Source organism: Paenibacillus sp. MMO-58, assembly GCF_037146255.1.
In the GTDB taxonomy this organism is placed as follows: domain Bacteria; phylum Bacillota; class Bacilli; order Paenibacillales; family Paenibacillaceae; genus Pristimantibacillus.
On record NZ_JBBCVY010000002.1, the window covers coordinates 254,057 to 278,269 of the forward strand.

Below are 24,213 nucleotides of genomic sequence, written 5' to 3' on the forward strand. Positions count from 1 at the left end.
TTAAGGGAGATCTGCCGCTTTCAAAGTTACCGTCTGGGTTGCCTGCTCCCAAACGACCTTGCGGTTTAAGGACGCCGCGAGGTCTCTTACCGTTACGTAGCCGGTGGAAATATCGAGCCGGGAATCAAGCGGCTGACCGTTAACCGTTACCTTTCCCCCAGTCCAGCCAATGGCTGCCCCAAGCGATTCTCCAAGCAGCCGGGCTGCAACCCAGGTTGTTCCTCCGTCTAAGAACCCGATCGCGGCAACTAGTCCGTCTGCCAGAATGGGAACCGTCTGCGCGGATCGGAACATCGTTGTCGAAGGCGCGGAGGCGAAAGCCGTATCGTACTGCTTCAAGGAATATTGGTTAATAAGCGCAACCAGCTTACCGGGATAAGCAGGATCGGTCGCATAACCGCTTACATACAGCATGGAAGCCTGCTGCTCCGGCGTTACGGCTGCACGGACTCGAACGTAGCGAGGGGTCGCAAACAGCAGATCCTGATCCTTCATGAAATGATACACGCTGTTATAAGCGCGGAACGAAGAGTTCATGCTGATCAATGTTCCGTCAACCGCTTCCCAAGTTCCTTTCACCACCGCTTCGCCATGCCAATAAGCATTGGGAGTGCCCGATCCGACCTTAATACCTCCGAGGTTGTACCAAGGATGAATGACTCCGCCTGTCTCGAGCATACACTGCGCAAGCCGCAAGGAAGGAAAAATCGTTGATCCTTCGCGTCTGACCTGCAGAACCGTCGGGACAAGCGCTGCAATAAATTGAGATCTTGTGAGATTCGCCATTTACCTCCTCCTTTCCAGTCAAAAACTTATACAAGCTCCTCTCAGTGTATGGAGTTCTGATCCGGTTTGTAACGGTGACTGCCGCTGCGGCAACAAAAAAACCCCGTTACGCCCATCTTCGGGGCTAACGGAGCTTCTCTGCTTACAAACTATAAAATTCTCGCGTATTCGAAAGCAGCCGCTCCCGCACTTCCTGCTCCGGAAGCTGCTTGATCGCGGCGATATGCGCGCAAACATCATGAACCATTGGCGGCACGGTCATACGGCCCTCGTAAGGCCCTTCAAAAGGCCACGGTCCGTCCGTTTCCACCATGATTTGCTCCAAGGGATACCGCTCGACCAGCGTCCTGATCTCCTGTTCGTAGGCTACGTCCGGCGTCACCGAAATCATATAGCCGAGCGAGATCATTCGGTTAATCGTCGCTTCATCTCCCTTAAACCAATGGAAATGGACCTTCTTCAGCTTATGACGTTCCATGATATCGCAAGCCTTCGCCCCATCCTCATATACCGCATGCAGAATAATAGGACGTCCCAGTTCCGCGGCAAACGCGGCAAACCGGTCAAGCAAATCGAGATAAGGCGCCTCGTCGAAAAGTCTCCCTTCCTCGGCAGCAGAGGTCCGGGAATAATAAGGCAAGCCAACCTCACCAATGGCGAACGCTTCGCCGGCCGTATGCTTCGCTTTAATCCATGCAAACAGCTCATCTTGTTCCCATGCCGTAGGAACCGGCTGTTCGGGATGATAACCGTATGCGGGAAACACCCGGCCCGGGAACAACTCGGCGAGCGATGCGTTTGTCTTGCAGGAATCCAAATGCATCGATACGGCTACAACCGCTTCAATTCCCGCTTCAAACGCCTGCTCCAGCAAAGCTTGCCGATCCGTTTCCTCATAAGAATCAATATGAATATGCGCGTCAATTGCCTTTTTCGACTCCATGACGATCAGACTCCTTCCGCTTAATGAAGCAGCTCATGAATCTGTTGCTTAAGTTCGTTAAACAACGGTTCCCTCCATAAATGCGGAGAACGGGGTCTTGCGAAGGGAACTTTTATTTCTTCCAAAATAACCGCCGGCGCAGATGACAATACAATGATCCGTTCAGACAGCAGCAAAGCCTCCTCGATGCTATGCGTAACAAGGAGAACCGATCGTTTGTTCTGCTCCCAGATCGACATCAGCCACTGCTGCATCTGCTGTCTCGTTAACGCATCTAGCGCGCCAAACGGCTCGTCAAGCAGCATTAAGGTATGGGGGGATAGCAGCGCCCGCAGGAAGGATACGCGCTGCTGCATCCCGCCGGATAACACATGAGGATAGGAATCCGCGTACTCCGCGAGACCGATGCGATCCAGCCATTCACGCGCCTGACGACCCGCTTCCTTCCGCTCCGTGCCTGCAATCTCAAGCGCTAGCTCGATATTAGCCGACACCGAACGCCAAGGCATCAGGGAGGCCTGCTGAGGCATATACGAAATATGCCCCCGGCTGCCGGTTACTTGCTTGCCGTCAATCCAGACTTCACCGCCCGTTGGTTGTTCCAATCCGCCAATCAGCTGGAACAACGTTGTTTTCCCGCTTCCGGAGGGACCGATAATGGAGACGAATTCGTTCTCGGCAACGGTGACCGACAAGCCGTTCAGAACGTTTTTCCGGCCGGCATCAAAGCTTTTGCGGATCCCTTTTAATTCAAGTGCAGGAGCTGTCATGCTCTTCCCCCTCCTTTCGCCGGACGCCACCGGATGACAAACCTTTCGATAAGAGCTACGAGACCAAATAAAGCAAGGCTCAGCGCCACGATCAGAAAGACGGATGCAAATACCCTTGCCGGCTCATAACCTTTGGATGACAGAATCATATAATGGCCTAATCCTTTATCAGCTCCGAGCCATTCCGCGACGACGGCGCTTAGAACGGCATACGATGCGGCGATTTTGAGGCCCGAGAATAAGTGCGTAACGGCATTGGGCAATTCGAGCTGCGTAAACAGCTGCCAATCCCCGGCTCCAATCATCCGCATGTAATTGCGAAGGGTCGGATCGGTGTCCTTAAAGCCGTTCAGCATGGCAACGGATACCGGGAAGAAACATACGATCCAGACTAGAATAAGCTTGGGCAGAACGCCGTAACCGAGCCAAATCGTAAGAATCGGGCCAATCGCGATGACAGGCACGTTCTGGGTGACGACAAGCAGCGGATAGACCGCCCTCCGGACAAAAGGAATAAGATGCAGGATTGCGGCAAGAATGATCCCGGCTGCTGCGCCTCCCCCAAATCCGATGAGCGCCAGCTCCACCGTGGCCCAAGCATTGTCCATTAGGCGCGGCCAGACGTCAACCATTTCTTTTACGATAGAAGTCGGCGAAGGCAGCTGCCACTCGGGCACAACGCCGCTATCAACCGACAGCTGCCAGGCGGCAAGGATAAGGATGACTAGCAGCAGAGAAGGCCAGACCGCATGATACCAGCCTTTATTGCCCATCCGGATACTTCTCCAAGAGCCGGCCCATGGAAGCCCCGTTAGCCGGATTGAAATAGACTTTCACCTGCGAGATAACGGAAGGACAGCCCATCTCGGTCATAGCTTCATTCATGGATTGCACGATTTCGAATAACTGCGGGAGTTCGCCCTCCATCGTTGTCTCCAGAGGCGCTACCCGGTATGGGACGCCGGATGCCTTTATGATCTCGATTGCCCGGTCCACGTACGGAATAACGCTTTCCCCGTTTGGTGTTGTTGGAAGAATTTGAATACTTACTAGCGCGTTGGCCATCATCGTCAGCTCCTCTTACCCTATTGTTGTGTCCTAAGCTTTCGGCAGGAAGTCGTTCGTGAATGCTTTATCCGCATCCAGCTCCTTCTCCAGCAGCTTGTGCTCGAACATCCATTGCGAATAATTAACCCATACTTCCTTCTTCTGCACGCCCCATTGCGAAGCGTCATCCGTATATTTCGGGCTAAGCCACTTCTGGCTTGCGCGTACTAGGTCCGCATTCAGATCCGGTTCTGCCTTGATCAGCACTTCCGCCGCATCCTCCGGATGGTCAATCGCGAATTGGTAGCCCTTAGCGGCGCCTGCAACAAAAGCTTTAACAATCTCCGGTTTCTCGGCGATCATTTTCTCGCTAGTTTCAAGAAGCGGCGTGTAATAATCCAGCTTGTCGCTGTAATCGGTCAAATAAACCATATTCAGCTTCTCGCCGCGCAGTTCAGCCTCTACACCGGTCCAGGCATAGTAGATCCAGGCAAAATCAATATCTCGCTTCACCGCCGTGAAGAAATCCGTATCGCCGATGCTAAGCATTTTCACTTTGGTTACATCCGCGTTCTCTTCCTGCATCAGAGAGCCGATTACCGCTTCTTCTACCGGCGCTCCCCAGCCGCCGTAGGTTTTGCCTTCAAACTTTTTCGGAGAGTCGATTCCTTTGGATGCCGGCGAAGCAAAGCCCGAAGTATTATGCTGAATCACGGCAGCAACGGATACAAGCGGCACACCGGCAATACGCGCCATGGTGAGCGACTCCTGGTAACCGACTCCAAACTCCGCTCCGCCGGAAGCTACCATTTTATCCGCGCCGTCCTGGCCTGGTTGGATAATCTCGACGTCAAGGCCTTGCTCCTTGAAATAACCTTTATCCCGTGCCACGTACAATCCGGTATGATTCGTGTTAGGCGTCCAATCCAGAACGACCTTTACTTTGGTCAACGGCTTGTCCGATCCATTACCGGCTGACTCGTTCCCCGTATTCTTGTTGTTGTTCGAGCCGCATGCGGCCAGCAGAATAACTACCGCCAGCATGGCTGCGACAATCGCGAAGCTTCTTTTTGCACCTGATCTCATCTTTCTGTCTCTCCCTCTCTCTTCTTGACTATGACGTTTGCTATTATGGCCGGACTACCTTCTGAAAATAAAAAAAGCCCTCCGATTTCCGGAGAGCCATACATTTCGTCAGCATTATTACAGGTCCGCCCGCTTCCTAATCATAGTGGGCACACCTAAATAACAAATTCCTACGCTGGCATTATCCAGATCAGGTATAAGGGTCGGAATTTTCTTCGGAATTCCCTCTCAGCTAGCCTCAACCAGCTCCCCGGTGCTATTCACTTACGTCAATAAACCTCATTATACCCTTTCTGCCCGAAAAAGCCAGCTTCGTTTTTAAATAAGTCATCTATTCAAGGTTAGACATAAGCCGATTTTTACGCTTGGTAGGTTGTTGTCCTTATAGCCGTGTGACCGGCTTGAATAGTATGTAGTCGAGTGCATATCCGCTAATATCGAGAGGATTGAACCGGGGTGAAAAGACGACACAAGAGAGGCAAGAAGTCTAAACGGCCAACCGCATCGAAGTCTAGAAGACGCAAATCAGGAGGCCGTACCCGATCATACGGCAGACGAACCGCTAAGCGGCAAGCAAAGCGAAAACAACGCCGGCTCTCCAACAAGCGCAGCGCCGGGCGGCGGCCTGCCGCGGAGCAGGCAACGCTTCAATCCGACGCTTCAACCCGGGAACCGGGCGTAAATATTATCGGTTTTGTTCATGCCGAGATGGGGATCGGGGAATCCTCGCGGCTAGCGGCTAAAGCGATTGATACGGCGGCCATTCCGTTTGGCCTTCTTAATTTCCCGCTTGCCGTAGCTTCGAGAATGTCGGATTACAGCTGGTCGCATAAGCTGCTGGATAGAGCCCGGTACAACACCAATATTTTTCATATGAATGCCGACTTTATGCGTCCTGCCCGCGAGCATTTCGGAAACGAATTGTTCAACAGCCGTTACAACATCGGGTATTGGCATTGGGAGCTGCCGGAGTTTCCGGAAGAGCATGTGGAAGGCTTCAGCCATGTCAACGAGGTATGGGTGTGCAGCAAATTTGTAGCCGAGTCCGTCTCCAAACGGGCATCCGTTCCCGTTATTACTATTCCGCACTGTATCCAAGTACAAGTCGCGCCGAATATTAACCGCTCTTCCTTTGGGCTGCCGGAGAACCGGTTTCTGTTTCTAATGATGTACGACGTTCAGAGCTCAACCTTGCGCAAAAATCCCCAAGCTGTGATTGAAGCCTTTAAGCTGGCCTTTGACAAAAACGATCAGCGTGTCGGACTTGTCCTTAAGGTAAATAATGCGGACTTCCGCCCAAATGAGCTTGCCGAGCTGAAGAAGCTGATTGCCGAACGGAGCAATATGCATCTAATTGATAGAGTGCTGTCCCGACACGAAGTGAACGCCCTGCTGCAGTGCACGGACAGCTATGTCTCCCTTCACCGTGCCGAGGGATTTGGTCTTGGTCTCGCTGAAGCGATGTATTTAGGCAAACCGGTCATAGCGACGAACTGGTCCGGCAACACGGAGTTTATGAATGCTTCAAATTCCTGTCCGGTATCCTACCAGCTCGTTAATATCGGGCAGGACTGGGGACCTTACAAGAGTCATCAGATCTGGGCAGAGCCCAACATCCGTCATGCCGCGGAATACATGCAGCGTCTCGTATCCGATGCGCGCTGGCGGGAATCCGTTGCGGCAAGCGGCATGAGGACGATTCATAACGATTTTTCCCCTGCCGTTATTGGCCAACGGATCAAGAACCGGTTAAAAGAGCTATGTCTGATTTAAAACAACGCAAGGCCTGCCCGGTATAGCGAGATAGTACTCCCTACCGGGTCAGGCCTTATTGAGCCGTTTTATTAAGCCAACTCATTACGCCAATAATTCAATAAATCCTTCATGGTCTGCTCGAACGGAATTTCCGGCTTCCATCCGGTCTGCTCGTAAAACTTGCTATAATCCCCTACAAGCACCTTTACATCGGATGGCCGAAGTCTTGTTTTGTCTTCCTCTATCGTAATATCGACGGTACTATAGCTCAGCAGGATTCGAATCACTTCGCGTATCTCGTGGCACTGGCCGGATGCGATATTATAGATTTCTCCTGCCTCGCAATTATCCATCGCCATCCGGTAAGCTCTAACCACATCGCGCACATCCGTGAAATCCCGTTTGGCTTCCAGATTCCCCACATAAAGAACCGGCGGCTTTAATCCTTTCTCGATCTCCGCAATTTGCTTGGCGAAATTCGAACTGACGAACTGTTCTCCTCTGCGGGGACCATGATGGTTAAAGGTCCGCGTTCTGATAATGTGCTGTCCATAGGTTTTGAAATATTGGTAGCCCAGGTAATCTTGGGCGATCTTGCTCACAGCGTACGGACTTATCGGGCGAAGCGGATTGGTCTCCTTCACCGGCACCTCGAATTCTTCCACATGCCCGTATTCCTCGCTGGAGCAGGCAATTAGCACTTTGGAGGCCAAACCAAGCTTTCTTATCGCTTCCAGCAGATGAACCTGCCCTACAATATTGTTCGTCATGGTCTCCGCAGGCGATTCCCATGACATCGGTACAAAGCTTTGCGCCGCCAGATGAAAGATCAGGTCCGGCCGAATGTCCGCCATCATATGCTCAACCGCCTGAGGATCCATCAGCTCGCACTCATACAGGCACATATCCGGCAGCAGATGGCGAATATGGCGCAGCGAACTGTGACTCCTCATGGTTCCTGTCACTTCAATCCCCTCGCCGAGCAGATGCTCGGCAAGATGACTGCCTACAAAACCGGTTATCCCTGTAATCAGTGCTTTCATCCCTGCCGGCCTTCTTGATCGGCAGTGAGTGCGGCGATGGCATGCTTGACATTTTGTTCGTCCGATTTGCGGCAAATAAGGAGGCCCTCTTCAGTCGATACAATAATCAAATCCTCGATGCCGATAGCAACAACCTGCTGCTGTTCCGAATAAATAATCGTGTTGCGCGTCGCAAACGGGAAGATTTGCCCCAGCAGCAAATTTCCGTCCCCATCCGTTTGGAATATCCTCTCAAGCGAGGTCCAGGTCCCAACATCATCCCAAATAAATTCAATAGGGATCGTATAGAGACGCTCCAGCTTTTCTACCAGGGCATAATCGATAGAAAGCTTCTGCAAACGGGCATACGACTGCCTGAACTCGTCATCCTTCTGATCAAAGATAGACCACATCCGCGGCTGATACTTCATCATGTAAATGGAGATCGTGGACGGCTTCCATATAAAAATACCGCTGTTCCAATACATATTCGGAAGCTCAATTAGCTTCTCGGCTTTTTCCTTGGTTGGTTTCTCGATGAAAGCTTTAACCTCTTTGATGCGTTCCCCAAACTTATCCGCATGCTCTTCCGTTTCTATCGTTTCAATATAACCGTAACCCGTTTCGGCTCTTGTGGGGACTATGCCAAGCGTAACGACAACGCCATCCATCTTGGCAGCCTGTTCCGCCGCTCGAAGAGCATCCATTAATTCCTCCGTATCCGGAATGTATTGATCGGATGGTGCCGTTACCAGCACGTCATCCAGCTCCTGCTTCAGGAAATAACTAGCTGTCAATGCGATACAAGGCGCTGTGTCTCTCTGCTCGGGTTCTATAATGATACGGTTTTCACCCAGCTCGGGAAGCTGTTCCTTGACGATCGGCAAATAGTTTTCGCTTACGGCGACATACACCTTTTCTTCGGGCAGACAGGAACGGAACCGCGCGTAGGTTTGCTGCAGCATCGTTGCCTCTTCTGAAGCTAATGTCAGAAACTGCTTCGGCTTGGCAACCGTGCTTCTTGGCCAAAAACGCGTTCCCTTACCTCCTGCCATAATCACAGCGATCATTGACTATCACCTCGAAACGGTAAATCTTCTACTATTAAAACCTCTCTACTAGTCAAGCCGGAGCTCCTTCCTTAACCGGTGCCGGATTGATAAATTACATATCTTCAACTTATGCTTTAATAGAGTAATCCTAATGGACGAATAGCCAAAAGGGACGGAAATCAGGCAGATGACTCCGCCCAACTATCGCTTGCAAGCATAAACGGCTATACTTTGACCTAATCTATCAAAAATAGACAATCGATCACGGCAAATACCGTCTTCTCTATGAATCTCTGAACATATGATGTGGTATATCAATTGAAAGGAGAGGATTAGATATGGGAGAAACAGGTTTGACAGGTTTGACAGGTCTGACCGGTCTGACTGGAGCCACTGGCCCTACCGGCCCTACGGGTCCTACAGGTCCTACAGGCCCTACAGGCCCTACAGGCGCTACCGGCCCTGCTGGTCCAGGTGCTGCGGTTTATGGAGCCAACGGAGGGGTCTTCCCGCTTGGTGCAATCGGAATCATCGGAACAGTAATTCCGCCGGTTGAAATTCTTGCTGTTCCCGTTACGGTTACTTCTGCAGCGGCCAATAAAGTAAAAATCGACGGGGTCGTAGACGTTGCGCTGAGCGGTACAATTCTTGGCGTATTGCTCAACCCGTCGATTACTGTCGATCTGCTTCGCGACGGCGTAGTTGTAGCTTCGGTTACAAGCACAACCTTCGCAACGGTAGCTCTTGCTGCAGTTCTTGATCTCGAAGTAGTGATTCCTGTCACTTACTACGATACGCTCACTGTCGGCGCGCACGAATACACGCTTGAAGTAGCCGTTAACTCGATCTCTGTAGCAATCACAGGCGCTACTGCTTCGGTACAATACTCCTCGCTTGCAGCTTCGGTCGGCGTCTAACCAAACCCAAACAGCCTTTTCGCATCGCACGGAAAGGCTGTTCCTCTACATATGAACTTAGAGAGGGGCTTCACCCTTGATGAGTGCGTTGGCAAGATGGCCAAAATCGATTGCAACCTTGCCGGTTACGCGGGCAAGCTCTTCGGTAATCAATACGGCAGCGATTCCCGCGGAAACCAGAGCAATGTCAAAATCGTACTGTCTAGCCAATGCCACTACCCTGGCAGCATCCCGGGCTCCGTTAACCGGCGATACGACGCCTGCAACGGATAAGCCGCGATGGGCAAGAACGGCAGACAGAGGTTCCGCCATATTGCCGATAAGAAGAACACGCCTGTTCTGTAGAATAGGCAGGAGGCAGCCTTCTGTGCATAAACTGTAGTTAATAAGGGAATCGGTCCATTGCTTCTCCCGGAGCGATAAGCCATAGGCTTGAAAAACCGGCGATACAAGAAGCTGATAATTCGGCATTCTGGTTCTCGGTATACCAACAATGTCGGCCCCGGTAACCGCCTCGACCAATCGGTTGCGAGTTTCCAGATCCGGCACCCTCACTCCGGCATATTCCAGAAATTTGCCTTCGCGCCTTACTTGATCAACCGGCATAACGACTTCTTGAGCCATGGTAAGTAACTCTCCGTCCCCGAGCCTTACGATCGATAATGGCCGCTTCTCCTCCATGGCCTGAAGAACCGTATCTCTGACCTGTTCCGGAAGCATAAGAGAAATGGCGTCCTCCATATGCATGCTTACTCCTGCTGCTATGATTTGCTTCAGGGAAAGGTCCGGAAAAATGATATTTGGCGGCAATAATTGATCAATGATTTCTTCCCCGCCTGCATATCTTCCCTCTTGATATCCTTTTTCGTAGCCCTCCATAAAACCGGCAGGTTGCCCAGTCTCCGCCTTGTTTCCTTCCGCTTCTTCTTCATGAACCGCCTCCACCAGTCTTGCTTCGCCTTGCTCTACCTGGTTCCTGATGAATTTGGGCGAAGAATGGGTTGAACGCCGTTTCCTGCCGAGTTGCTTCTTGCGTTTCCGCGGTTTACCTTTTTTGCGAGGCGTCCGAATGCGCATGACGTTCCCCCTTGCAGTTCTCATCGTGTAATTCAATCGGGTCGATTCCCCATTTATCCATAAACAGCTGCCGGTTTCTCTCAACCAGCTCCTCAAGAGCTTCTCCGGCATAATTGCCGAAGGAAGCACTGCCATGATGATAGACAAAAACATCCCTCGCGATAGCAACCCGAAACCCTGCGAGATGCACCCGGTAACAGTAGTCATCATCCTCGTAATGACCGGGCGAGAACCGTTCATCGAGTTGACCTATTTTCTGTATCAGGCTGCGGGAAAACAACATGCAGAAACCTATGATCCGTTTCACGAACTCGCATTGCCCATTCTCATCGATTTTTAGACGCGCGGCGAAATCGTCATGATGGCCGGTCATTGCGATATGCTGCCTGCCGCTCGCATAGTTTGTCATCGGTCCAACCAGCCCGATGGAAGGATCCGAATCCAGCACGCTGTGCATCCTGCCCAGCCATTCGGACGTGACCAGAACATCATTATTAAGAAGAAGAAGCCGGTCGCCCCTGGCCAATCTCATTCCCCAGTTGCAGGCCGCCGGAAATCCCGTGTTCACCGGTAAGGAAATGGCAATGATCCGCTGCTGCTTCAAATAATCCAGCGTACCGTCGGTTGAACCGTTATCAATAACAATAAGTTCGTACGGTTCTTTGGTATGCTTACGGATCGTTTCGATGGTCTCCCGCAAAAGGGATAGTGCGTTATAGGTCGGGATGATGATGCTTGTTAACATCTTTCGCACGCTCCCTTTTGCGCAATTGATCGGTATATTTCAGGCGCGGACTTTCCTCCCGCATCGCCCACCCCAGCGCTTCCAAATGATCCCCAATAATCAGCTTAGAGATCGGATTGCTCGCTCCGACATTATCCTTCCTGTGTCTGTTTCTTTTAAATACATTGATGCTTCCGCCAATTCCGATTCGCAAGCCTCTCTGCAAAGCAATGGCTTGCGCTTTTGGGGGAACCGCCAGGTTGGCGAAGCCGATCACCTCAATAGCTTTTCGGCTTAAGGCATGCGGAACGGCCGTCATGGAATTCACATTCAGATCATCCCGGCGATTGGAACGGTTCAAAAAGTATTTCATAATCGAAACTTCATCCCAGTCGGCGAACATGCCTACATAACGGGAAAGATCGTTTAAAGCGACATCCATGTCCCGATCTGTCACCCTAACAAAGCTTAGCAGCTGTTCAGCGGCAACCGGGATATCCGCATCAAGAAAAATCACAATATCGGAGGTTGTAATTTTTGCCCCGATCGCTCTTCCCACATCGTGACCCAAGGCTTCGTTATAGTGGAGAATTATCGCTCTGCTGCTCGTTCTCGCCATCATAAAGCTTGAGTCCGTCGAGCCGTTCACAACGACAACAATCTCATGGAGGGGCATTCGCTCCAGCTCCTGAATGGTTGACAGAATGGACAATTCCTCATTCATGGCCATCACAACGGCTGCCACTTTCTTGTTTGTCGGAAGCAGGACCCAATTGGGGCTCTCGTCAAATGAACGAGCAGAAAAATAGCCTTCAACGAATGCTTTCATTACCGGGATATACTTGCCGACGGCTGATGCTTTTCTAATTAATCCGCTTTCCTTGTGCCATAGCTCCTGCGCATGCTGTTGAAGGTCTGCCCTTTCTTCCATTAATGCCGTTTGAGCAGCGCTTCTGCCGAGCCTCCAGGCCAATATGGTTAATTGTTTGTTAGTTTCCCTATCCGCAAGCCCCCGCTTGGTCTTTTGAGGCTTGGATTTCCTTGTACCGGCCGGATTCGGGCGCCGTCTCTGCCGGGATGCCAGCGGTTTGGTAGAGTAGGCTGTTTTTCTTTTCCTGGCGAGGCTTCTCATATTCACACCTCGTTATTCTCATTATGTCTTTCTATGTTCATGCCAATAGAATCCTCCTAGCGTCTGCCTCTGACATTGTATGTGCGGACAATAGAATCGTAACGGCTTATGTACGGCACCACGCTTCATAAATGTGTATTTCGCCTGCACGTTTGTCCCTGACCTCTTATAGCAGACGAACATAAAATATTGCAATTCTTGTGCTTCTATAACGATAGATGGGGAGTTGACATATGGATTGGAAGTTTTATAGGCCAGAATACGCAGCCGACCATGCACCGGAAATACCGGCGGGAATGATGACGGAAGGAGCTTGGTCCGGACACCGCCGCTTCGCATACGATCTTGTCCGTTTCGCCAAACCGAAAGTAATCGTTGAGCTTGGCACCTTATACGGAACTTCGTTTTTCAGCTTCTGCCAGGCCATTAAGGATGCTTCTCTAGATACCGCCTGCTATGCCGTTGACACTTGGCAGGGCGATCCCCATACAGGGATGTACGGGCAAATCAACGATGGCATTTATCATGCGGTTCAATCGGTCAAAAACAGGGAGTTTCCGAATGTCGGCACCCTAGTAAGAACCACCTTTGACGAAGCGCTGCCTAAGTTCCCGAATAAAGCTATCGATATCCTTCATATCGACGGCTATCACGCTTATCATGCGGTGCTTCATGATTACGCGAGCTGGCTGCCGAAGCTGGCGCCGAACGGTATCGTCCTCTTTCATGACACGGCAGTCAAAATCATGAATTTTGGCGTTCATATTTTGTGGGATCAGCTTAGCGCCATTCATCCCCACATGCAGTTCCAACATTCCAACGGCTTGGGTGTGCTCTTTCCGAAAGGCGTGCCGGACAAATTTCAGGATGTTCTTGCCCAGCAGCAGAAGCTCATCCTCCGTTATGCCAGAGGTTAGAGACCATGAAGTACACCATTCCGAAAGACACCTACAAGAAGGCAAAGGATTGGGCCAAAACCCTTTCCCCAAGCGAAGCCAAAGAACGATATAAAGTGATTTATCCAGCCGAAACGATCCAATTGCCTACCCCAAGAAGCATTGATCCGCACCGCTGGATTTCAACCTGCCAGTATGAAGAAGCTTTTGTTGTCAGCATTCCCGATGGAAGGCTTATGACGAGCCACATGTACGTAATCACGCCGGATAACAAGCGGCTTGCCGATCTGGAGCTGTACGACACCGGCTATGAGAAAATGGTTCTTGAAGAGCCTGACTATTACGCCGGAACCGTCGCCTCCTTGTTCTGGGGCTGGAACTTCCCGAAACCAAAGAGCCGGGGCACGCACACGGTATTCGGACACTGGTTCTTTGATATATTGCCCCGCATTCATCTGTTGGAGAAGAGCGGGATAACGATTGATAAATACGTGTTGCCCAGATTGACCTACCCTTTTCAATACGAGTCGTTAAAGCTGCTTGGCATTCCATTTAACAAAATCATTCAGGTCGATAAAACGGACTTCCATCTGAAAGCAAAGACTTTGGTTGTACCCGCCGTACCGTTAATGATCGGAAAATGTCCGCCTTGGGCCTCGCATTATATCGCGGATCAAATGAAGAACAAGCGAAAAATCCGCAAACGCAAAGGCTACGAGCGGATTTATATCACGCGCGAGGACGCTGAGGCCCGCCATGTGGTCAACGAAGACGAAGTGCTTCGCTACCTGCAGACAAAGGGGTTTAAGAAGATTGTGCTCACGCCGATGACGACGGAGGAAAAAATCGAAGTTTTTGCTTCGGCCAAAGTCATTGTGGCGCCGTTCGGCAGCGGCAGCATTAACGTTGCCTTTTGCAATCCCGGGGCATCGCTGATTGAACTGGCACCCGTATCTTTTATCGACAATTATTTCTGGAAGCTGTGCTGTCATGCCGGACTTGATTATTACGAGCTGTTATGCAAGGTTGAACCCAAAGCGCATGTAGGGGCAGACAACATCATTGTCGATATCGGAAAGCTGGATATTTACTTGAGGCTTAACGGTATTGTGAATGCTTGAACGATTTCTTAAATTACAGGAGGATAAAGCATGAATATCCTGATATGGTCTAATCAGTTCTCGATCGGCGGAGGGATGCGCCTCTTGTTTAATCTGACTGCTGCCATTGCCCGCCAGCCGGGAGTAGAGCGGGTCAGACTAGTCGTTGCACCAAATTCGCAGCTGCGAAATTACGCGGAGCTTCAAAAAACGGGGAATATTGAAATCTGCTATAACGATTATCCGATCAACCATCCCCAGTGCAGCTACCTGCTAGCGAATATGAACGTGGTTTATTTCTTCTGGCCGCATACCGAACAGTTCCAAGCCATCGACCGTCCTACGGTCTGCACCTTCCATGACACCACCATCTTTGATTTCGTGCCGCCGTTTATGAAAGGCGACGAGTTGTCCTTTCATTGGAGACTATCCAAAAAATGGATCGATCACACGTCTTCGGTAGTTGTATCCTCCCAACATGTCAAGAACAGACTGGTCGCCCATTTCGGCAACCGTTCGGAGCAGGCATTTGTCATTCCGCATGCGATCACTCCAATCGCTAATGTCTATAACCGCAGGGTGTCAGCGGAGCTAAGCAACCGAATTCCATCCGACTATATTATTTATCCGTCCAATACTTCTCCGCACAAAAACCATAACAATCTGCTTATGGGCTTTGCCAAATCGCGTAACAAAAGAAAATACCCGTTAGTCTTAACCGGGTATTTGACCGATAAATTACGCATTCCGTTCCCGGACAGCACGTCCGAAGTGAATTGGATCCCAACGCTTGTATCCACCATGAAGAGGACCGGTCTGCTGCTTGACCGGCAAGTCTACCCGCTTGGATTTGTTGGCGACCATGATATTCCCGCTTTGATCAAAAACGCGAAAGCACTTATTATGCCAAGTCTGTCGGAAGGCGGCGGCAGCTATCCGGTTGAAGAAGCCTTGCGGCTTGGCACTCCGGTGCTATGCTCGGATATACCGGTTATGCGGGAGCATCTGTCCAGACATAGCGCCAAGATTGCCTGGTTTGACCCGCATAACCCGGATTCCATTGCCAAAGCGCTGGATGATTTGTTTGACGATTACGACACTTATAAATTATCGGCTTTGCAAGGCGTCCATGACGCCACGCAAACCTGGGACGATATTGCCAAGCAATATATTGAAGTGTTCCGGATTACCTTCTGGCGTTACTACGGCAAGATTCTCTATTAATAATCAGATACGGCTAATGATTGCCGCGTAATCAAGAGCAACATTCGCCCAGCTCCTGTGCAGAAGGCCGCTTGCGGCTTCCTTCTGCACGGGAACAACCGACTTCCCTTGCACATACAGCTTGCCGATGGACTCAGCCATTTCTTCAGGATTGTAAGGATCAAAAGTTGCAAAGCTGCTCATATCCGGAATGACTTCCTCGACAATCGACAGCCGTCCGAACGCAACCGGGGTATCCATGAGCAAAGACTCGACGATCGGGAATGGGCAGCTGCCTTCGAAAAGGGTTGGCACAACGGCCCCTACCGCGTATTTGTATAACGATGGCAAGTCGGCCGACGGGATACGGCCCATAAAGACGATAGAAGCTCTGATGGCAGGATCAGCAATTACGTTCAGCGCTTCCGTTATTTCCTGTTGTCTAGGGCGGTTAATCAAGTCATCCGTTAATACAAGCTTTAATCCGGAAGCTCTACCCAGATCCGTAAGCCGGAAACGATGGAACGCATCAATTAATCGCTCATGGTTTTTGTGCAGCCGAATAACGGACGGGAAGGTCACATACGGGCCGTATAAATTGTATTTACCGCGGAATTCTACCTCCGTTTTGATGCCAAAGCCCGTATATTCCTCATGAGGCGCCGCAAAGCGAACCACTTCCGTCTGATGAACGGGGAGATTCAAATACGTTAGACCTTCATGATTGCGGATATACTCGGAATCAAATACGACAATGGCGGCATTCCTCGTAATTTTTTCCGCCAAAGAATGAATGTATTGGAAATGATCCATATCCTTCGAATACAGATCCGGGAAATGCAGATAAACCAAATCATGCAGACAAACGATATACGGCCGGTGCAGGTATTGGGCCAGCCCCATGCCGACGTAAGGCACGATCCAGACATCCGCCGGCACGACCCGGTTGATGGTCGCCATGCTGTCGGCGTGGTAAAAGTGCAAACGACTCGGATACAGGGTCTTAAGGGAAGCAAAGATGGTTTCCGTCTCTTTCACATTGGCTTCCGTTGTTGCGATATGAAGATTAAAACCGTTTGGCAGGCCTAAAAGACCTTCGGTAAGACGGACGAAGAAACGTCCGATTCCTTCCCCGTCCATCGCGATTTGGGCGCCGAAGCAAAGGAAAATGCCGATATTCTGATTGCCTGCAGCCCTTGCGCTTAACGCGGCTTTAGACTTAGGAGCGGGCGGATTTACGGAACGCAGCAGGTTCTGCGCTTCTTCCGACATCAGCAGCCGTGCCAGCAATCCTTGCCTGGACACCCCTTGATGGACAGCCAGAACATCGTTTGCGACATTAGCGTCCTCCGGTTCGCGTCCTAATAATTGGGCATAGATTCCATGAATAAAGTCCAAGGTATGGGCCGGGAATAAGCCTTGTAGATTAAAGGCAGAGGTGTTGCGGTCCCCTGACGGCTTTCTGGTAAATACCAGCTCAGCTTCGCCGCTTTGCATAATGGACGCCGCCACGGCGGCTCTCGTCAAAGCGCCTGCTTCCAGCTTGCCTTTAAATTGGTGGAACCCCGCTGCATCCGGTTCGCGCTGCAGGAATTGCCGGTAGATCTCCCATAGAAAATCCTCATTATCCAGCTTGAATGCAAAATGAAGATAATCGATGATCCGGCTTCCTTCCGCGAGACTTGCCCTGACTCTCGTATTATTGGATCTTAGGCGGGCTGCGTCTTCCGGCGATATGGAAGCTTCGTCGGAAACGGCTGCGGGCGGTACGGCCTTCTTCTTTTTTCTTCCTGCTTTTTTGCCGCGCAGACGCTTCCTGCCTTTTCTTCTCGAAAGTCTCTTTGGCTTTCCGTTTTTCCGCCGTTTGCTTCGTGCTGTTCGGCTGCGCAAGCTGCGTCTGACCGACCTGCGTTTCTTCTTTCGCTTCATTGGTCTGGCCTCCCATCACTATTCATCTGTAGATAGAGTATTGTCACGGCCTGAAAAAGCAACGGCTCACGCCCTAGCCCTCTGGGGATTTCGACCATATTTGCCGAATTAGACGCCTGTCTAGCCGGAATTGAAGCATTTTATTGCCGCTTGAATATGATGGGATATGCGTAAAGGAGTCGATCGTTTTGTTTCATCATGCCTTGCCTAATAAAACCGTAATTATCGGTGCCGGCGGTCACGCCAAAGTGATTGCAGATATTTTGCGGCATGATCCGCATGTTGAGTTGATCGGCTGCATCGGCCCCGATCCAACGGCAACCGTTCTTGGCCTAGCCGTGCTTGGCGGTGACGAACGGCTGCCGGGACTGCTTGAGCAAGGAATCCGTCATGCCTTTGTGGCCATCGGCAACAACGCAAGGCGGCATGCTCTTGCGAAGCATGCGGAAGCTCTCGGGTTCGAGCTTATCAATGCCATTAGTCCGCGTGCCTATTTGGCGGCTGGCGTTACACTCGGCGCGGGAGTAGCGGTAATGCCGGGATGCGTCATACAGCCGGATACCCGAATCGGCTCATATAGCATCATTAATACCGGAGCTACCGTTGACCACGACGGGAAAATCGGCATGGCCTGCCATATTGCGCCGGGCTGCCATTTATCCGGCAACGTCACGGTTGGCGACGAATCTTTTCTCGGTACCGGTACATCGGTCATCGACGGCATGCACATCGGCGAGGGCTGCATGATTGGAGCCGGAGCGGCCGTCATCCGGCCAATTCCTTCGTTTTCGCTGGCTGTTGGCGTTCCTGCCGTTGTCAAACAGACATTAGCTTAAGAATGAAGGTAACTCGGAGGGAGGCATAATTCATGGACAACAAATTTTATCCGGTTGCCGTACCCGTATTTAACGGAAATGAAAAAAAATACGTCATGGATTGCATCGATTCAACCTGGATCTCTTCTGCCGGAAAATATATTAACGATTTCGAGCGAAATTTCGCCGCTTATTGCGGCACCAAATATGCGATCTCTTGCAGCAACGGCACTACCGCTCTTCATTTGGCGCTGCTTGCGTTTGGGGTAGGACCGGGCGATGAGGTGATCGTTCCGACCGTCACCTTTATCGCTACCGCAAACGCGGTTGTATACTGCGGGGCAACTCCTGTCTTTATCGATTCCGAGCCTGAGACATGGAACCTGGATCCCGAAAAGATCGAGAGTCTGATCACGCCTCGCACCAAAGGCATTATTCCGGTGCATCTCTACGGCCACCCGGCCGATATGGATGCCGTCGCCGCAATTGCCAAAAAGCATGGCTTGTTTGTACTCGAGGATGCTGCGGAAGCGCTTGGCGCGGAGTATAAAGGGAAACGAACGGGATCGCTTGGCGATATCGCAACCTTTAGCCTTTTTGGCAACAAAATCATTACGACCGGCGAGGGCGGCATGATTACGACCGACGACGAGCAGCTGGCGAACAAGATGCGTACGCTTCGCGGCCAAGGGATCGATCCGGTGCGCAAATATTGGTTCCCGGTTATCGGTTACAACTACCGTCTGACTAATCTGCAGGCTGCTGTCGGCTGTGCCCAGCTCGAGAATGTGGATTGGCATATCAGCGAGCGGAAAAGAGTCGCCGGGCTCTATTACGAGAATCTGAAAGATGAGCCTAAGCTCACTTTGCCTGTCGAGATGACTTGGGCGAAAAACGTATATTGGATGTTCAGCATTGTTCTGAACGATGCCGATGAAGCCCGAAGGAATGAAGTAATGGCTCAGCTTAAGGATGACGGCATCGAGACTCGGCCCTTCTTTTACCCGATGCATGTTCTTCCGCCTTATCAAGGCTTGCAGCCGCATGAACAATTCCCTGTTGCAAACCGCATTACCGCGCAAGGCTTTAACGTCCCTACTTACGGCGGACTAACCGAGCAGGATATTCAGCATATTTGCGACCGGATCAAAGCGCGTGTTCGCGGCGTGTAACGCGTAAATAGAATGAAGAAAGCCCATCTGCTTATCCTTGAGGATTGTAGATGGGCTTTGTTATTTCGCTTATTCCATATCCAGGCTTACGTCGTAACCGAGCTTGCGCAGATCGACTACCCGCCGCGCTTCCTCCAGGTCGCCCGCGACCATCTCGCCGACGAGATCCTTCAGGCTGCTTACCGGATGCCAGTTCAGCTTGGTCCTTGCTTTGGTCGAGTCGCCAATCAGAAGCTCCACTTCGGACGGCCGGTAGAATCGAGGATCAACTTTGACTACGGTTGTGCCTTGCGGGATCTGGTAATCCGGATTACTGCAGGCTACCACGTAGCCGTATTCCTCCGCCCCTTCTCCGTCGAAGGCAACCTCGATGCCCGCTTCCGCAAAAGCAAGGCGAACAAACTCTCTGACCTCCGTCGTTTCGCCCGTGGCAATCACGTAATCCTCAGCCGTATCCTGCTGAAGAATTCGATACATCGCATCGACATAATCGCGCGCATGACCCCAGTCGCGTTTTGCCGACAGGTTGCCAAGGGCCAGCACGTCCTGCATACCGTAAGCGATCCGCGCTACCGCACGGGTTATTTTCCGGGTCACGAAGGTTTCTCCTCGAACGGGGCTTTCGTGGTTGAACAAAATCCCGTTGCAGGCATACATATTGTAAGCTTCCCGGTAGTTCACCGTAATCCAGTACCCGTACAGCTTCGCAACCGCGTAAGGGCTTCTTGGGTAAAACGGCGTCGTTTCGCTTTGAGGCACCGCCTGAACCAAGCCATATAGCTCTGAGGTGGAAGCTTGATAAATCCTGGTCTTCTCCGTCAGCCCTAGAATCCGGACCGCCTCAAGCAGCCGCAGAGTTCCGATACCGTCCGCGTTGGCCGTATATTCGGGCGAATCAAAGCTCACATGCACATGGCTCATCGCGGCCAAATTATAAATCTCGTCGGGCTGAATCTGCTGGACCAAGCGAACCAAGTTCGTTGAATCCGTTAAATCTCCGTAATGAAGCACCAGCTTCTTCCCTGTTTTATTCGCTTCGTCCGCAATGCGGTCGATCCGACCGGTATTCGCTAGCGAGCTCCGGCGTCTAAGTCCATGCACGACGTATCCTTTGGCGAGCAGCAGCTCAGCCAGATACATCCCGTCCTGCCCGGTAATCCCCGTAATGAAGGCGACCTTATTCATGGTTCCCTCCGTCATCGTCATATTGAGCAGGTCGGTCTCCTGCTATCTTCCATATGGTATGACAGGACAAACTGCCTCGGCATCGGACAAAGAACTATTTTCAACCAATCAGCCAAAATGAAACACCGCGCTTAAGATCAATACTATTGCCAGAACCACATACAAAATGAGGGATATTAGCAAAGCTGTCCGCCTGTTCATAGCATCGTCCCCTTTAGCATCGTATACGCTTCATTATATGCTGGCGGGACATTCGCTGAGATTGTACGGCGTTTAATTTTCGTACGGGTTGTATGTCCCTGGAAAGCAGCCCCTTTTGGGCTGTGATATAATGAACGTTATGACGTTATTTCTTGAGCCGGGAGGGTTTACAATTTATGCTGCTTTCCATTCTGCTTATTTTGGTTGCCATTATCGCGCTGCCTCCAATTATCTTCTTCAGCTACATGTACGCCTTATCGAAGAAACCAAAACATTCGATTATCCGCTCGCATCCGTTCCTTGGCTGGCTCCGCTACCTGCTTGAGAAGCTTGGTCCCGAGTTCCGGCAATACTGGTTCGATAACGATACGGAGGGCAAACCGTTCTCGAGAGCTGACTTTGTTGGTGTCGTGTACGCCGCCAAATACCGGACGGATTTGATCTCCTTCGGCGGCCGCCGGGATTACGAGAAGCCCGGCTTTTATTTGTCCAACGCCATGTTCCCGAAGCTTACCAGCGAACTAAAGATCGATAACGACACCATGCTGCCGGGCAAAAAGTATGTCATTACCGATGAAGGCGTCTTCACGCGCCAGGAAAAGTTTATTTCCGAACAAGTCAGACCTTGGCTCCTGCATGACGACGATGCGCTAATCGTGGGTGAAAACCGGGAGCAGCCCTGGAAGCTCAAGGGTTTGTTCGGCGCCTCGGCTACCTCCTTTGGCGCGGTTGGCGAGAACTACATTCAGTCGACGGGCAGCGGCGCCAATATGGCGGGGGGCTCTTGGATTAACACGGGAGAAGGTGGCGTTGCGGATGTTCACCTGTCGACTGGCGTTGATGTCGTGTCCCAGATTGGACCCGGCTTATATGGCTTCCGTGACGAGACAGGCAAATTCTCGATCGAGGCCTTTAAGCGCAAAGCCAGCCATTCCAACATAAAAGCCTTTGAGCTGAAATTTCATCAAGGCGCTAAGATCCGCGGCGGACATCTGGAAGGCTCCAAGGTAAACGAGAAAGTTGCTGCAGCGCGTCTTGTTCCCGTCGGCAAAACCGTCAATTCCCCAAACCGCTTCGAGTTTCTGACCAGACCCGAGGAAGCGCTGGAATTCATCCAAACGCTGCAGAGGGAAGGCGGAAAGCCGATTGGCGTAAAAATCGTCGTTGGCGATCCGCAGCGGCTTGAGCCGTTTTTCCAGGCTATGCTCGACATGAATATTTATCCGGACTTTATAACAGTTGACGGCTCCGAAGGCGGCTCAGGCGCTACCTTCAAAGCAATGGCGGACGGCATGGGCCTTCCGTTATTCGCCGGCCTGCTGATTCTGGACGACACGGCGCGCAAATTCGGCGTTCGGGACCGGTTCAAAATTTTCGCCTCCGGCAAGCTTATCACCCCGGATAAAGTCGCCATTGCTCTTGCGCTAGGCGCGGATGCCGTCAATTCGGCCCGCGGCTTTATGATGGCGAACGGCTGTATCATGGCGCTGCAGTGCCACACCGGCAAATGCCCGGCAGGCGTCACAACGACGGATGATAAGTACCAGGAAGCGCTCGCTCCGGAAGAGAAACAATGGCGAGTCATGAACTATATCCTCCAGATGCGGGAAGGCCTCTTCTCCCTAGCCGCCGCTTGCGGCTTGAACAGTCCGCGCGAATTTCGCCGGGAGCATGTCGTGTTTATGACCGACAACGGCCATACGGACCGCGTCGTCGATTTATATCCGTACCCGGAAACGGTGTAACAAAGAAACCCGCTAGAAGCTCTAGCGGGTTTTGTCTATCCCATCGGTCGCTCATCTTCGAGAGGCCTCGATAGAGGTTTACTCATCTTGTAATACTGAAAGCTCTCATCCTCGATTTTAATTCTCTTCTTAAATATAAATCCGCTTTTCTCAATTACCCTCATAGAGGCAATATTGCGGATATGAGCCAACGCAACTAAACTATCGATTTTCGTATGCTGAAACAAGTACTCCACCATTCCTTTCACGGCTTGCGTCGTATAGCCTTTATTCCGGTGCTTATTCGAAATCGCGTACATGATCTCCCGCTCCGGATCGGGCAGCTCGTCTTTTAAGCCCGTACAACACCAGCCAATAAATTCGCCGCTCGATATTTCAATAATCCCCAGCCTTAATCTCAGGTCGCCAACATCTCCGCCATCCGATACGGCCTTCATGAACCTTGCGTTCTCCTCCAGTTCATATTGAACGAACCATTCTTCCCTTTGCTCCCTGGATACGTTCCAACCCGGCAGAAACTCATAAATTTCAGGCTGCCAGGTCAAGGCATGCAAGCTTTCCAGATCATCTATCGCGTATTCCCGTAAATAAACGGCTGGACAATCAATTCGGATTTGACTCATATTTATCTCCCCCATTTCGCTGCTTCCCTCACTATAGCAAGCTTCCAACTGCCCCACAGTATCTTCTTTCATTAAAAATAAACTTTCCCTATCAAATTTAGGGTTGCAAATCCACATCGCCCGTCTTAAAATAAACTTATACGAACTTAAGTGAACTTATTTAAACAAAATTATTCAAACAATGGAGGCTATTTCAATATGGAAATCCGTTACGCATCGCATCCGCAAGAGGTAAAAGCATTTGATACAACTCGTCTTCGTCAAGAGTTCCTGCTCGAGACTCTTTTCGTTCAAGACCAGCTGACCCTTACTTACTCGCACGTTGACCGCTTTATTATTGGCGGCGCGGTACCGGTTAACCAATCCGTTAAGCTTGAAGCCGACACCAAAACAATGGGTGCGGCAACCTTCCTCGAACGCCGCGAGATCGGTATCATTAACGTTGGCGGCCGCGGTACGGTTACCGTTGACGGCACGGCTTACGATATGGAAAACAAAGACTGCCTCTACATCGGCCTTGGTGCGGCAGACGTTGTATTCACAAGCTCGGACTCGGCTAATCCGGCTAAGTTCTACCTGAACTCGACGCCTGCACACAAAAACTACCCAACGGTGAAAGCATCGATCAGCGAAGCTTCCCCTAACCATCTCGGAGCTCTTAACACGAACAACGAGCGCACAATCTACCGTTACATCCACACTGGCGGTATCCAGAGCTGCCAGCTGGTTATGGGCCTCACTATGCTGAAGCCGGGCAGCAACTGGAACACAATGCCTTGCCATACGCATAACCGCCGCTCGGAGGTATACCTGTACTTCGATATGCAAGCAGACGGCAATGTCTTCCACTTCATGGGCGAGCCGCAAGAAACTCGCCATCTGGTTGTGCGCAACGAGCAAGCGATCCTGTCGCCAAGCTGGTCGATCCACAGCGGCGTAGGCACAAGCGCTTATACGTTCATCTGGGGTATGGCCGGCGAGAACCAAATCTTCGAAGATATGGACGCGGTTGCACCTCAAGATTTGAAATAAC

23 protein-coding genes and 1 riboswitch are annotated in these 24,213 nt (G+C 51.2%); of the genes, 9 read left to right on the forward strand and 14 right to left on the reverse strand.

What is annotated here, in order from left to right; translation table 11 throughout:
* From WFJ73_RS07115 to WFJ73_RS07140, 6 genes are all read right to left on the reverse strand, one after another.
* Positions 1 to 786 carry a glucosaminidase domain-containing protein gene (locus WFJ73_RS07115; RefSeq protein WP_336772374.1) on the reverse strand — a complete coding sequence of 262 codons (786 nt, stop codon included), beginning with the start codon at positions 784 to 786 and terminating at the stop codon, positions 1 to 3.
* A gap of 142 nt (positions 787 to 928) precedes the next feature.
* Positions 929 to 1,729, reverse strand: coding sequence for a TatD family hydrolase (locus WFJ73_RS07120; RefSeq protein WP_336772375.1), 801 nt, complete (start codon positions 1,727 to 1,729; stop codon positions 929 to 931).
* A gap of 20 nt (positions 1,730 to 1,749) precedes the next feature.
* Positions 1,750 to 2,499, reverse strand: a complete 750-nt coding sequence (locus WFJ73_RS07125) for an ABC transporter ATP-binding protein (RefSeq protein WP_336772376.1) — start codon at positions 2,497 to 2,499, stop codon at positions 1,750 to 1,752.
* On the reverse strand, positions 2,496 to 3,272 hold the full coding sequence (locus WFJ73_RS07130; protein WP_336772377.1) for an ABC transporter permease: 777 nt from the start codon (positions 3,270 to 3,272) through the stop codon (positions 2,496 to 2,498). The genes WFJ73_RS07125 and WFJ73_RS07130 overlap by 4 nt, the downstream gene beginning before the upstream one ends.
* A complete protein-coding gene (locus tag WFJ73_RS07135) occupies positions 3,262 to 3,564 on the reverse strand; it encodes a thiamine-binding protein (protein WP_336773078.1) in 303 nt (100 codons plus the stop codon). Before WFJ73_RS07135 ends, WFJ73_RS07130 begins: the two co-directional genes overlap by 11 nt.
* A 33-nt stretch (positions 3,565 to 3,597) precedes the next feature.
* Positions 3,598 to 4,632 (reverse strand): ABC transporter substrate-binding protein, encoded by a 1,035-nt coding sequence (locus tag WFJ73_RS07140; protein WP_336772378.1) that lies wholly within the window; start codon positions 4,630 to 4,632, stop codon positions 3,598 to 3,600.
* A 149-nt stretch (positions 4,633 to 4,781) separates the two neighbouring features.
* Positions 4,782 to 4,895: riboswitch (TPP riboswitch) on the reverse strand.
* A gap of 193 nt (positions 4,896 to 5,088) precedes the next feature.
* On the opposite strand from WFJ73_RS07140, the gene WFJ73_RS07145 reads away from it, so the two are divergent.
* A complete protein-coding gene (locus WFJ73_RS07145; RefSeq protein ID WP_336772379.1) occupies positions 5,089 to 6,405 on the forward strand; it encodes a glycosyltransferase in 1,317 nt (438 codons plus the stop codon).
* Positions 6,406 to 6,476: 71 nt separating this feature from the next.
* Here WFJ73_RS07145 and WFJ73_RS07150 read toward each other — a convergent pair whose 3' ends face one another.
* Positions 6,477 to 7,430, reverse strand: coding sequence for a GDP-mannose 4,6-dehydratase (locus WFJ73_RS07150; RefSeq protein ID WP_336772380.1), 954 nt, complete (start codon positions 7,428 to 7,430; stop codon positions 6,477 to 6,479).
* On the reverse strand, positions 7,427 to 8,479 hold the full coding sequence (locus WFJ73_RS07155; protein ID WP_336772381.1) for a mannose-1-phosphate guanylyltransferase: 1,053 nt from the start codon (positions 8,477 to 8,479) through the stop codon (positions 7,427 to 7,429). The genes WFJ73_RS07150 and WFJ73_RS07155 overlap by 4 nt, the downstream gene beginning before the upstream one ends.
* Positions 8,480 to 8,799: 320 nt before the next feature.
* On the opposite strand from WFJ73_RS07155, the gene WFJ73_RS07160 reads away from it, so the two are divergent.
* Positions 8,800 to 9,378, forward strand: coding sequence for a hypothetical protein (locus tag WFJ73_RS07160; protein ID WP_336772382.1), 579 nt, complete (start codon positions 8,800 to 8,802; stop codon positions 9,376 to 9,378).
* A 57-nt stretch (positions 9,379 to 9,435) separates the two neighbouring features.
* Here the strand turns inward: WFJ73_RS07160 and WFJ73_RS07165 are convergent, their stop codons facing one another.
* Genes WFJ73_RS07165 through WFJ73_RS07175 form a run of 3 tightly spaced genes read right to left on the reverse strand, consistent with a single transcriptional unit; the run spans position 9,436 to position 12,311 of the window.
* Positions 9,436 to 10,455 (reverse strand): GT-D fold domain-containing protein, encoded by a 1,020-nt coding sequence (locus WFJ73_RS07165; RefSeq protein WP_336772383.1) that lies wholly within the window; start codon positions 10,453 to 10,455, stop codon positions 9,436 to 9,438.
* Positions 10,424 to 11,200 carry a glycosyltransferase family 2 protein gene (locus WFJ73_RS07170; RefSeq protein WP_336772384.1) on the reverse strand — a complete coding sequence of 259 codons (777 nt, stop codon included), beginning with the start codon at positions 11,198 to 11,200 and terminating at the stop codon, positions 10,424 to 10,426. The genes WFJ73_RS07165 and WFJ73_RS07170 overlap by 32 nt, the downstream gene beginning before the upstream one ends.
* Positions 11,169 to 12,311 carry a glycosyltransferase family 2 protein gene (locus WFJ73_RS07175; protein WP_336773079.1) on the reverse strand — a complete coding sequence of 381 codons (1,143 nt, stop codon included), beginning with the start codon at positions 12,309 to 12,311 and terminating at the stop codon, positions 11,169 to 11,171. Before WFJ73_RS07175 ends, WFJ73_RS07170 begins: the two co-directional genes overlap by 32 nt.
* Positions 12,312 to 12,544: 233 nt before the next feature.
* On the opposite strand from WFJ73_RS07175, the gene WFJ73_RS07180 reads away from it, so the two are divergent.
* From WFJ73_RS07180 to WFJ73_RS07190, 3 genes are read left to right on the forward strand one after another with little or no spacing between them, the layout of a single operon-like run.
* Positions 12,545 to 13,228: a class I SAM-dependent methyltransferase gene (locus WFJ73_RS07180; RefSeq protein ID WP_336772385.1), complete on the forward strand. Its 684-nt coding sequence runs from the start codon at positions 12,545 to 12,547 to the stop codon at positions 13,226 to 13,228.
* Positions 13,229 to 13,233: 5 nt separating this feature from the next.
* Positions 13,234 to 14,328 carry a glycosyltransferase family 61 protein gene (locus WFJ73_RS07185; protein WP_336772386.1) on the forward strand — a complete coding sequence of 365 codons (1,095 nt, stop codon included), beginning with the start codon at positions 13,234 to 13,236 and terminating at the stop codon, positions 14,326 to 14,328.
* Between the two features lie 30 nt (positions 14,329 to 14,358).
* The gene (locus WFJ73_RS07190) at positions 14,359 to 15,531 is read left to right on the forward strand and encodes a glycosyltransferase (RefSeq protein WP_336772387.1); all 1,173 of its coding nucleotides are present in this window, start codon (positions 14,359 to 14,361) and stop codon (positions 15,529 to 15,531) included.
* A gap of 3 nt (positions 15,532 to 15,534) precedes the next feature.
* Here WFJ73_RS07190 and WFJ73_RS07195 read toward each other — a convergent pair whose 3' ends face one another.
* On the reverse strand, positions 15,535 to 17,439 hold the full coding sequence (locus WFJ73_RS07195; RefSeq protein WP_336772388.1) for a DUF4214 domain-containing protein: 1,905 nt from the start codon (positions 17,437 to 17,439) through the stop codon (positions 15,535 to 15,537).
* Positions 17,440 to 17,627: 188 nt separating this feature from the next.
* On the opposite strand from WFJ73_RS07195, the gene WFJ73_RS07200 reads away from it, so the two are divergent.
* The gene (locus WFJ73_RS07200; RefSeq protein ID WP_336772389.1) at positions 17,628 to 18,275 is read left to right on the forward strand and encodes an acetyltransferase; all 648 of its coding nucleotides are present in this window, start codon (positions 17,628 to 17,630) and stop codon (positions 18,273 to 18,275) included.
* Positions 18,276 to 18,307: 32 nt separating this feature from the next.
* On the forward strand, positions 18,308 to 19,426 hold the full coding sequence (locus tag WFJ73_RS07205; RefSeq protein WP_336772390.1) for a DegT/DnrJ/EryC1/StrS family aminotransferase: 1,119 nt from the start codon (positions 18,308 to 18,310) through the stop codon (positions 19,424 to 19,426).
* 69 nt (positions 19,427 to 19,495) lie between these two features.
* Here the strand turns inward: WFJ73_RS07205 and gmd are convergent, their stop codons facing one another.
* Positions 19,496 to 20,611, reverse strand: coding sequence for a GDP-mannose 4,6-dehydratase (gmd, locus tag WFJ73_RS07210; RefSeq protein ID WP_336772391.1), 1,116 nt, complete (start codon positions 20,609 to 20,611; stop codon positions 19,496 to 19,498).
* A gap of 377 nt (positions 20,612 to 20,988) precedes the next feature.
* On the opposite strand from gmd, the gene WFJ73_RS07215 reads away from it, so the two are divergent.
* A complete protein-coding gene (locus WFJ73_RS07215; protein WP_336772392.1) occupies positions 20,989 to 22,557 on the forward strand; it encodes an FMN-binding glutamate synthase family protein in 1,569 nt (522 codons plus the stop codon).
* Between the two features lie 35 nt (positions 22,558 to 22,592).
* Here WFJ73_RS07215 and WFJ73_RS07220 read toward each other — a convergent pair whose 3' ends face one another.
* The gene (locus WFJ73_RS07220; protein ID WP_336772393.1) at positions 22,593 to 23,180 is read right to left on the reverse strand and encodes a GNAT family N-acetyltransferase; all 588 of its coding nucleotides are present in this window, start codon (positions 23,178 to 23,180) and stop codon (positions 22,593 to 22,595) included.
* A 198-nt stretch (positions 23,181 to 23,378) separates the two neighbouring features.
* Here WFJ73_RS07220 and kduI point away from each other — a divergent pair, with 198 nt between their 5' ends.
* Positions 23,379 to 24,212 (forward strand): 5-dehydro-4-deoxy-D-glucuronate isomerase, encoded by an 834-nt coding sequence (gene kduI, locus WFJ73_RS07225; protein WP_336772394.1) that lies wholly within the window; start codon positions 23,379 to 23,381, stop codon positions 24,210 to 24,212.
* Position 24,213 lies beyond the last annotated feature (1 nt).

Bases quoted from the DNA above. Each gene is read 5' to 3' on its own strand.
- WFJ73_RS07175 (WP_336773079.1), bottom strand. From the start codon at position 12,311: ATGAGAAGCCTCGCCAGGAAAAGAAAAACAGCCTACTCTACCAAACCG.
- WFJ73_RS07130 (WP_336772377.1), bottom strand. From the start codon at position 3,272: ATGGGCAATAAAGGCTGGTATCATGCGGTCTGGCCTTCTCTGCTGCTA.
- WFJ73_RS07195 (WP_336772388.1), bottom strand. From the start codon at position 17,439: ATGAAGCGAAAGAAGAAACGCAGGTCGGTCAGACGCAGCTTGCGCAGC.
- WFJ73_RS07220 (WP_336772393.1), bottom strand. From the start codon at position 23,180: ATGAGTCAAATCCGAATTGATTGTCCAGCCGTTTATTTACGGGAATAC.
- gmd (WP_336772391.1), bottom strand. From the start codon at position 20,611: ATGAATAAGGTCGCCTTCATTACGGGGATTACCGGGCAGGACGGGATG.
- WFJ73_RS07155 (WP_336772381.1), bottom strand. From the start codon at position 8,479: ATGATCGCTGTGATTATGGCAGGAGGTAAGGGAACGCGTTTTTGGCCA.
- WFJ73_RS07185 (WP_336772386.1), top strand. From the start codon at position 13,234: ATGAAGTACACCATTCCGAAAGACACCTACAAGAAGGCAAAGGATTGG.
- WFJ73_RS07135 (WP_336773078.1), bottom strand. From the start codon at position 3,564: ATGGCCAACGCGCTAGTAAGTATTCAAATTCTTCCAACAACACCAAAC.
- WFJ73_RS07150 (WP_336772380.1), bottom strand. From the start codon at position 7,430: ATGAAAGCACTGATTACAGGGATAACCGGTTTTGTAGGCAGTCATCTT.
- WFJ73_RS07170 (WP_336772384.1), bottom strand. From the start codon at position 11,200: ATGTTAACAAGCATCATCATCCCGACCTATAACGCACTATCCCTTTTG.
- WFJ73_RS07165 (WP_336772383.1), bottom strand. From the start codon at position 10,455: ATGCGCATTCGGACGCCTCGCAAAAAAGGTAAACCGCGGAAACGCAAG.
- WFJ73_RS07180 (WP_336772385.1), top strand. From the start codon at position 12,545: ATGGATTGGAAGTTTTATAGGCCAGAATACGCAGCCGACCATGCACCG.
- WFJ73_RS07205 (WP_336772390.1), top strand. From the start codon at position 18,308: ATGGACAACAAATTTTATCCGGTTGCCGTACCCGTATTTAACGGAAAT.
- WFJ73_RS07115 (WP_336772374.1), bottom strand. From the start codon at position 786: ATGGCGAATCTCACAAGATCTCAATTTATTGCAGCGCTTGTCCCGACG.
- WFJ73_RS07190 (WP_336772387.1), top strand. From the start codon at position 14,359: ATGAATATCCTGATATGGTCTAATCAGTTCTCGATCGGCGGAGGGATG.
- WFJ73_RS07160 (WP_336772382.1), top strand. From the start codon at position 8,800: ATGGGAGAAACAGGTTTGACAGGTTTGACAGGTCTGACCGGTCTGACT.
- WFJ73_RS07140 (WP_336772378.1), bottom strand. From the start codon at position 4,632: ATGAGATCAGGTGCAAAAAGAAGCTTCGCGATTGTCGCAGCCATGCTG.
- WFJ73_RS07125 (WP_336772376.1), bottom strand. From the start codon at position 2,499: ATGACAGCTCCTGCACTTGAATTAAAAGGGATCCGCAAAAGCTTTGAT.
- WFJ73_RS07215 (WP_336772392.1), top strand. From the start codon at position 20,989: ATGCTGCTTTCCATTCTGCTTATTTTGGTTGCCATTATCGCGCTGCCT.
- kduI (WP_336772394.1), top strand. From the start codon at position 23,379: ATGGAAATCCGTTACGCATCGCATCCGCAAGAGGTAAAAGCATTTGAT.
- WFJ73_RS07120 (WP_336772375.1), bottom strand. From the start codon at position 1,729: ATGGAGTCGAAAAAGGCAATTGACGCGCATATTCATATTGATTCTTAT.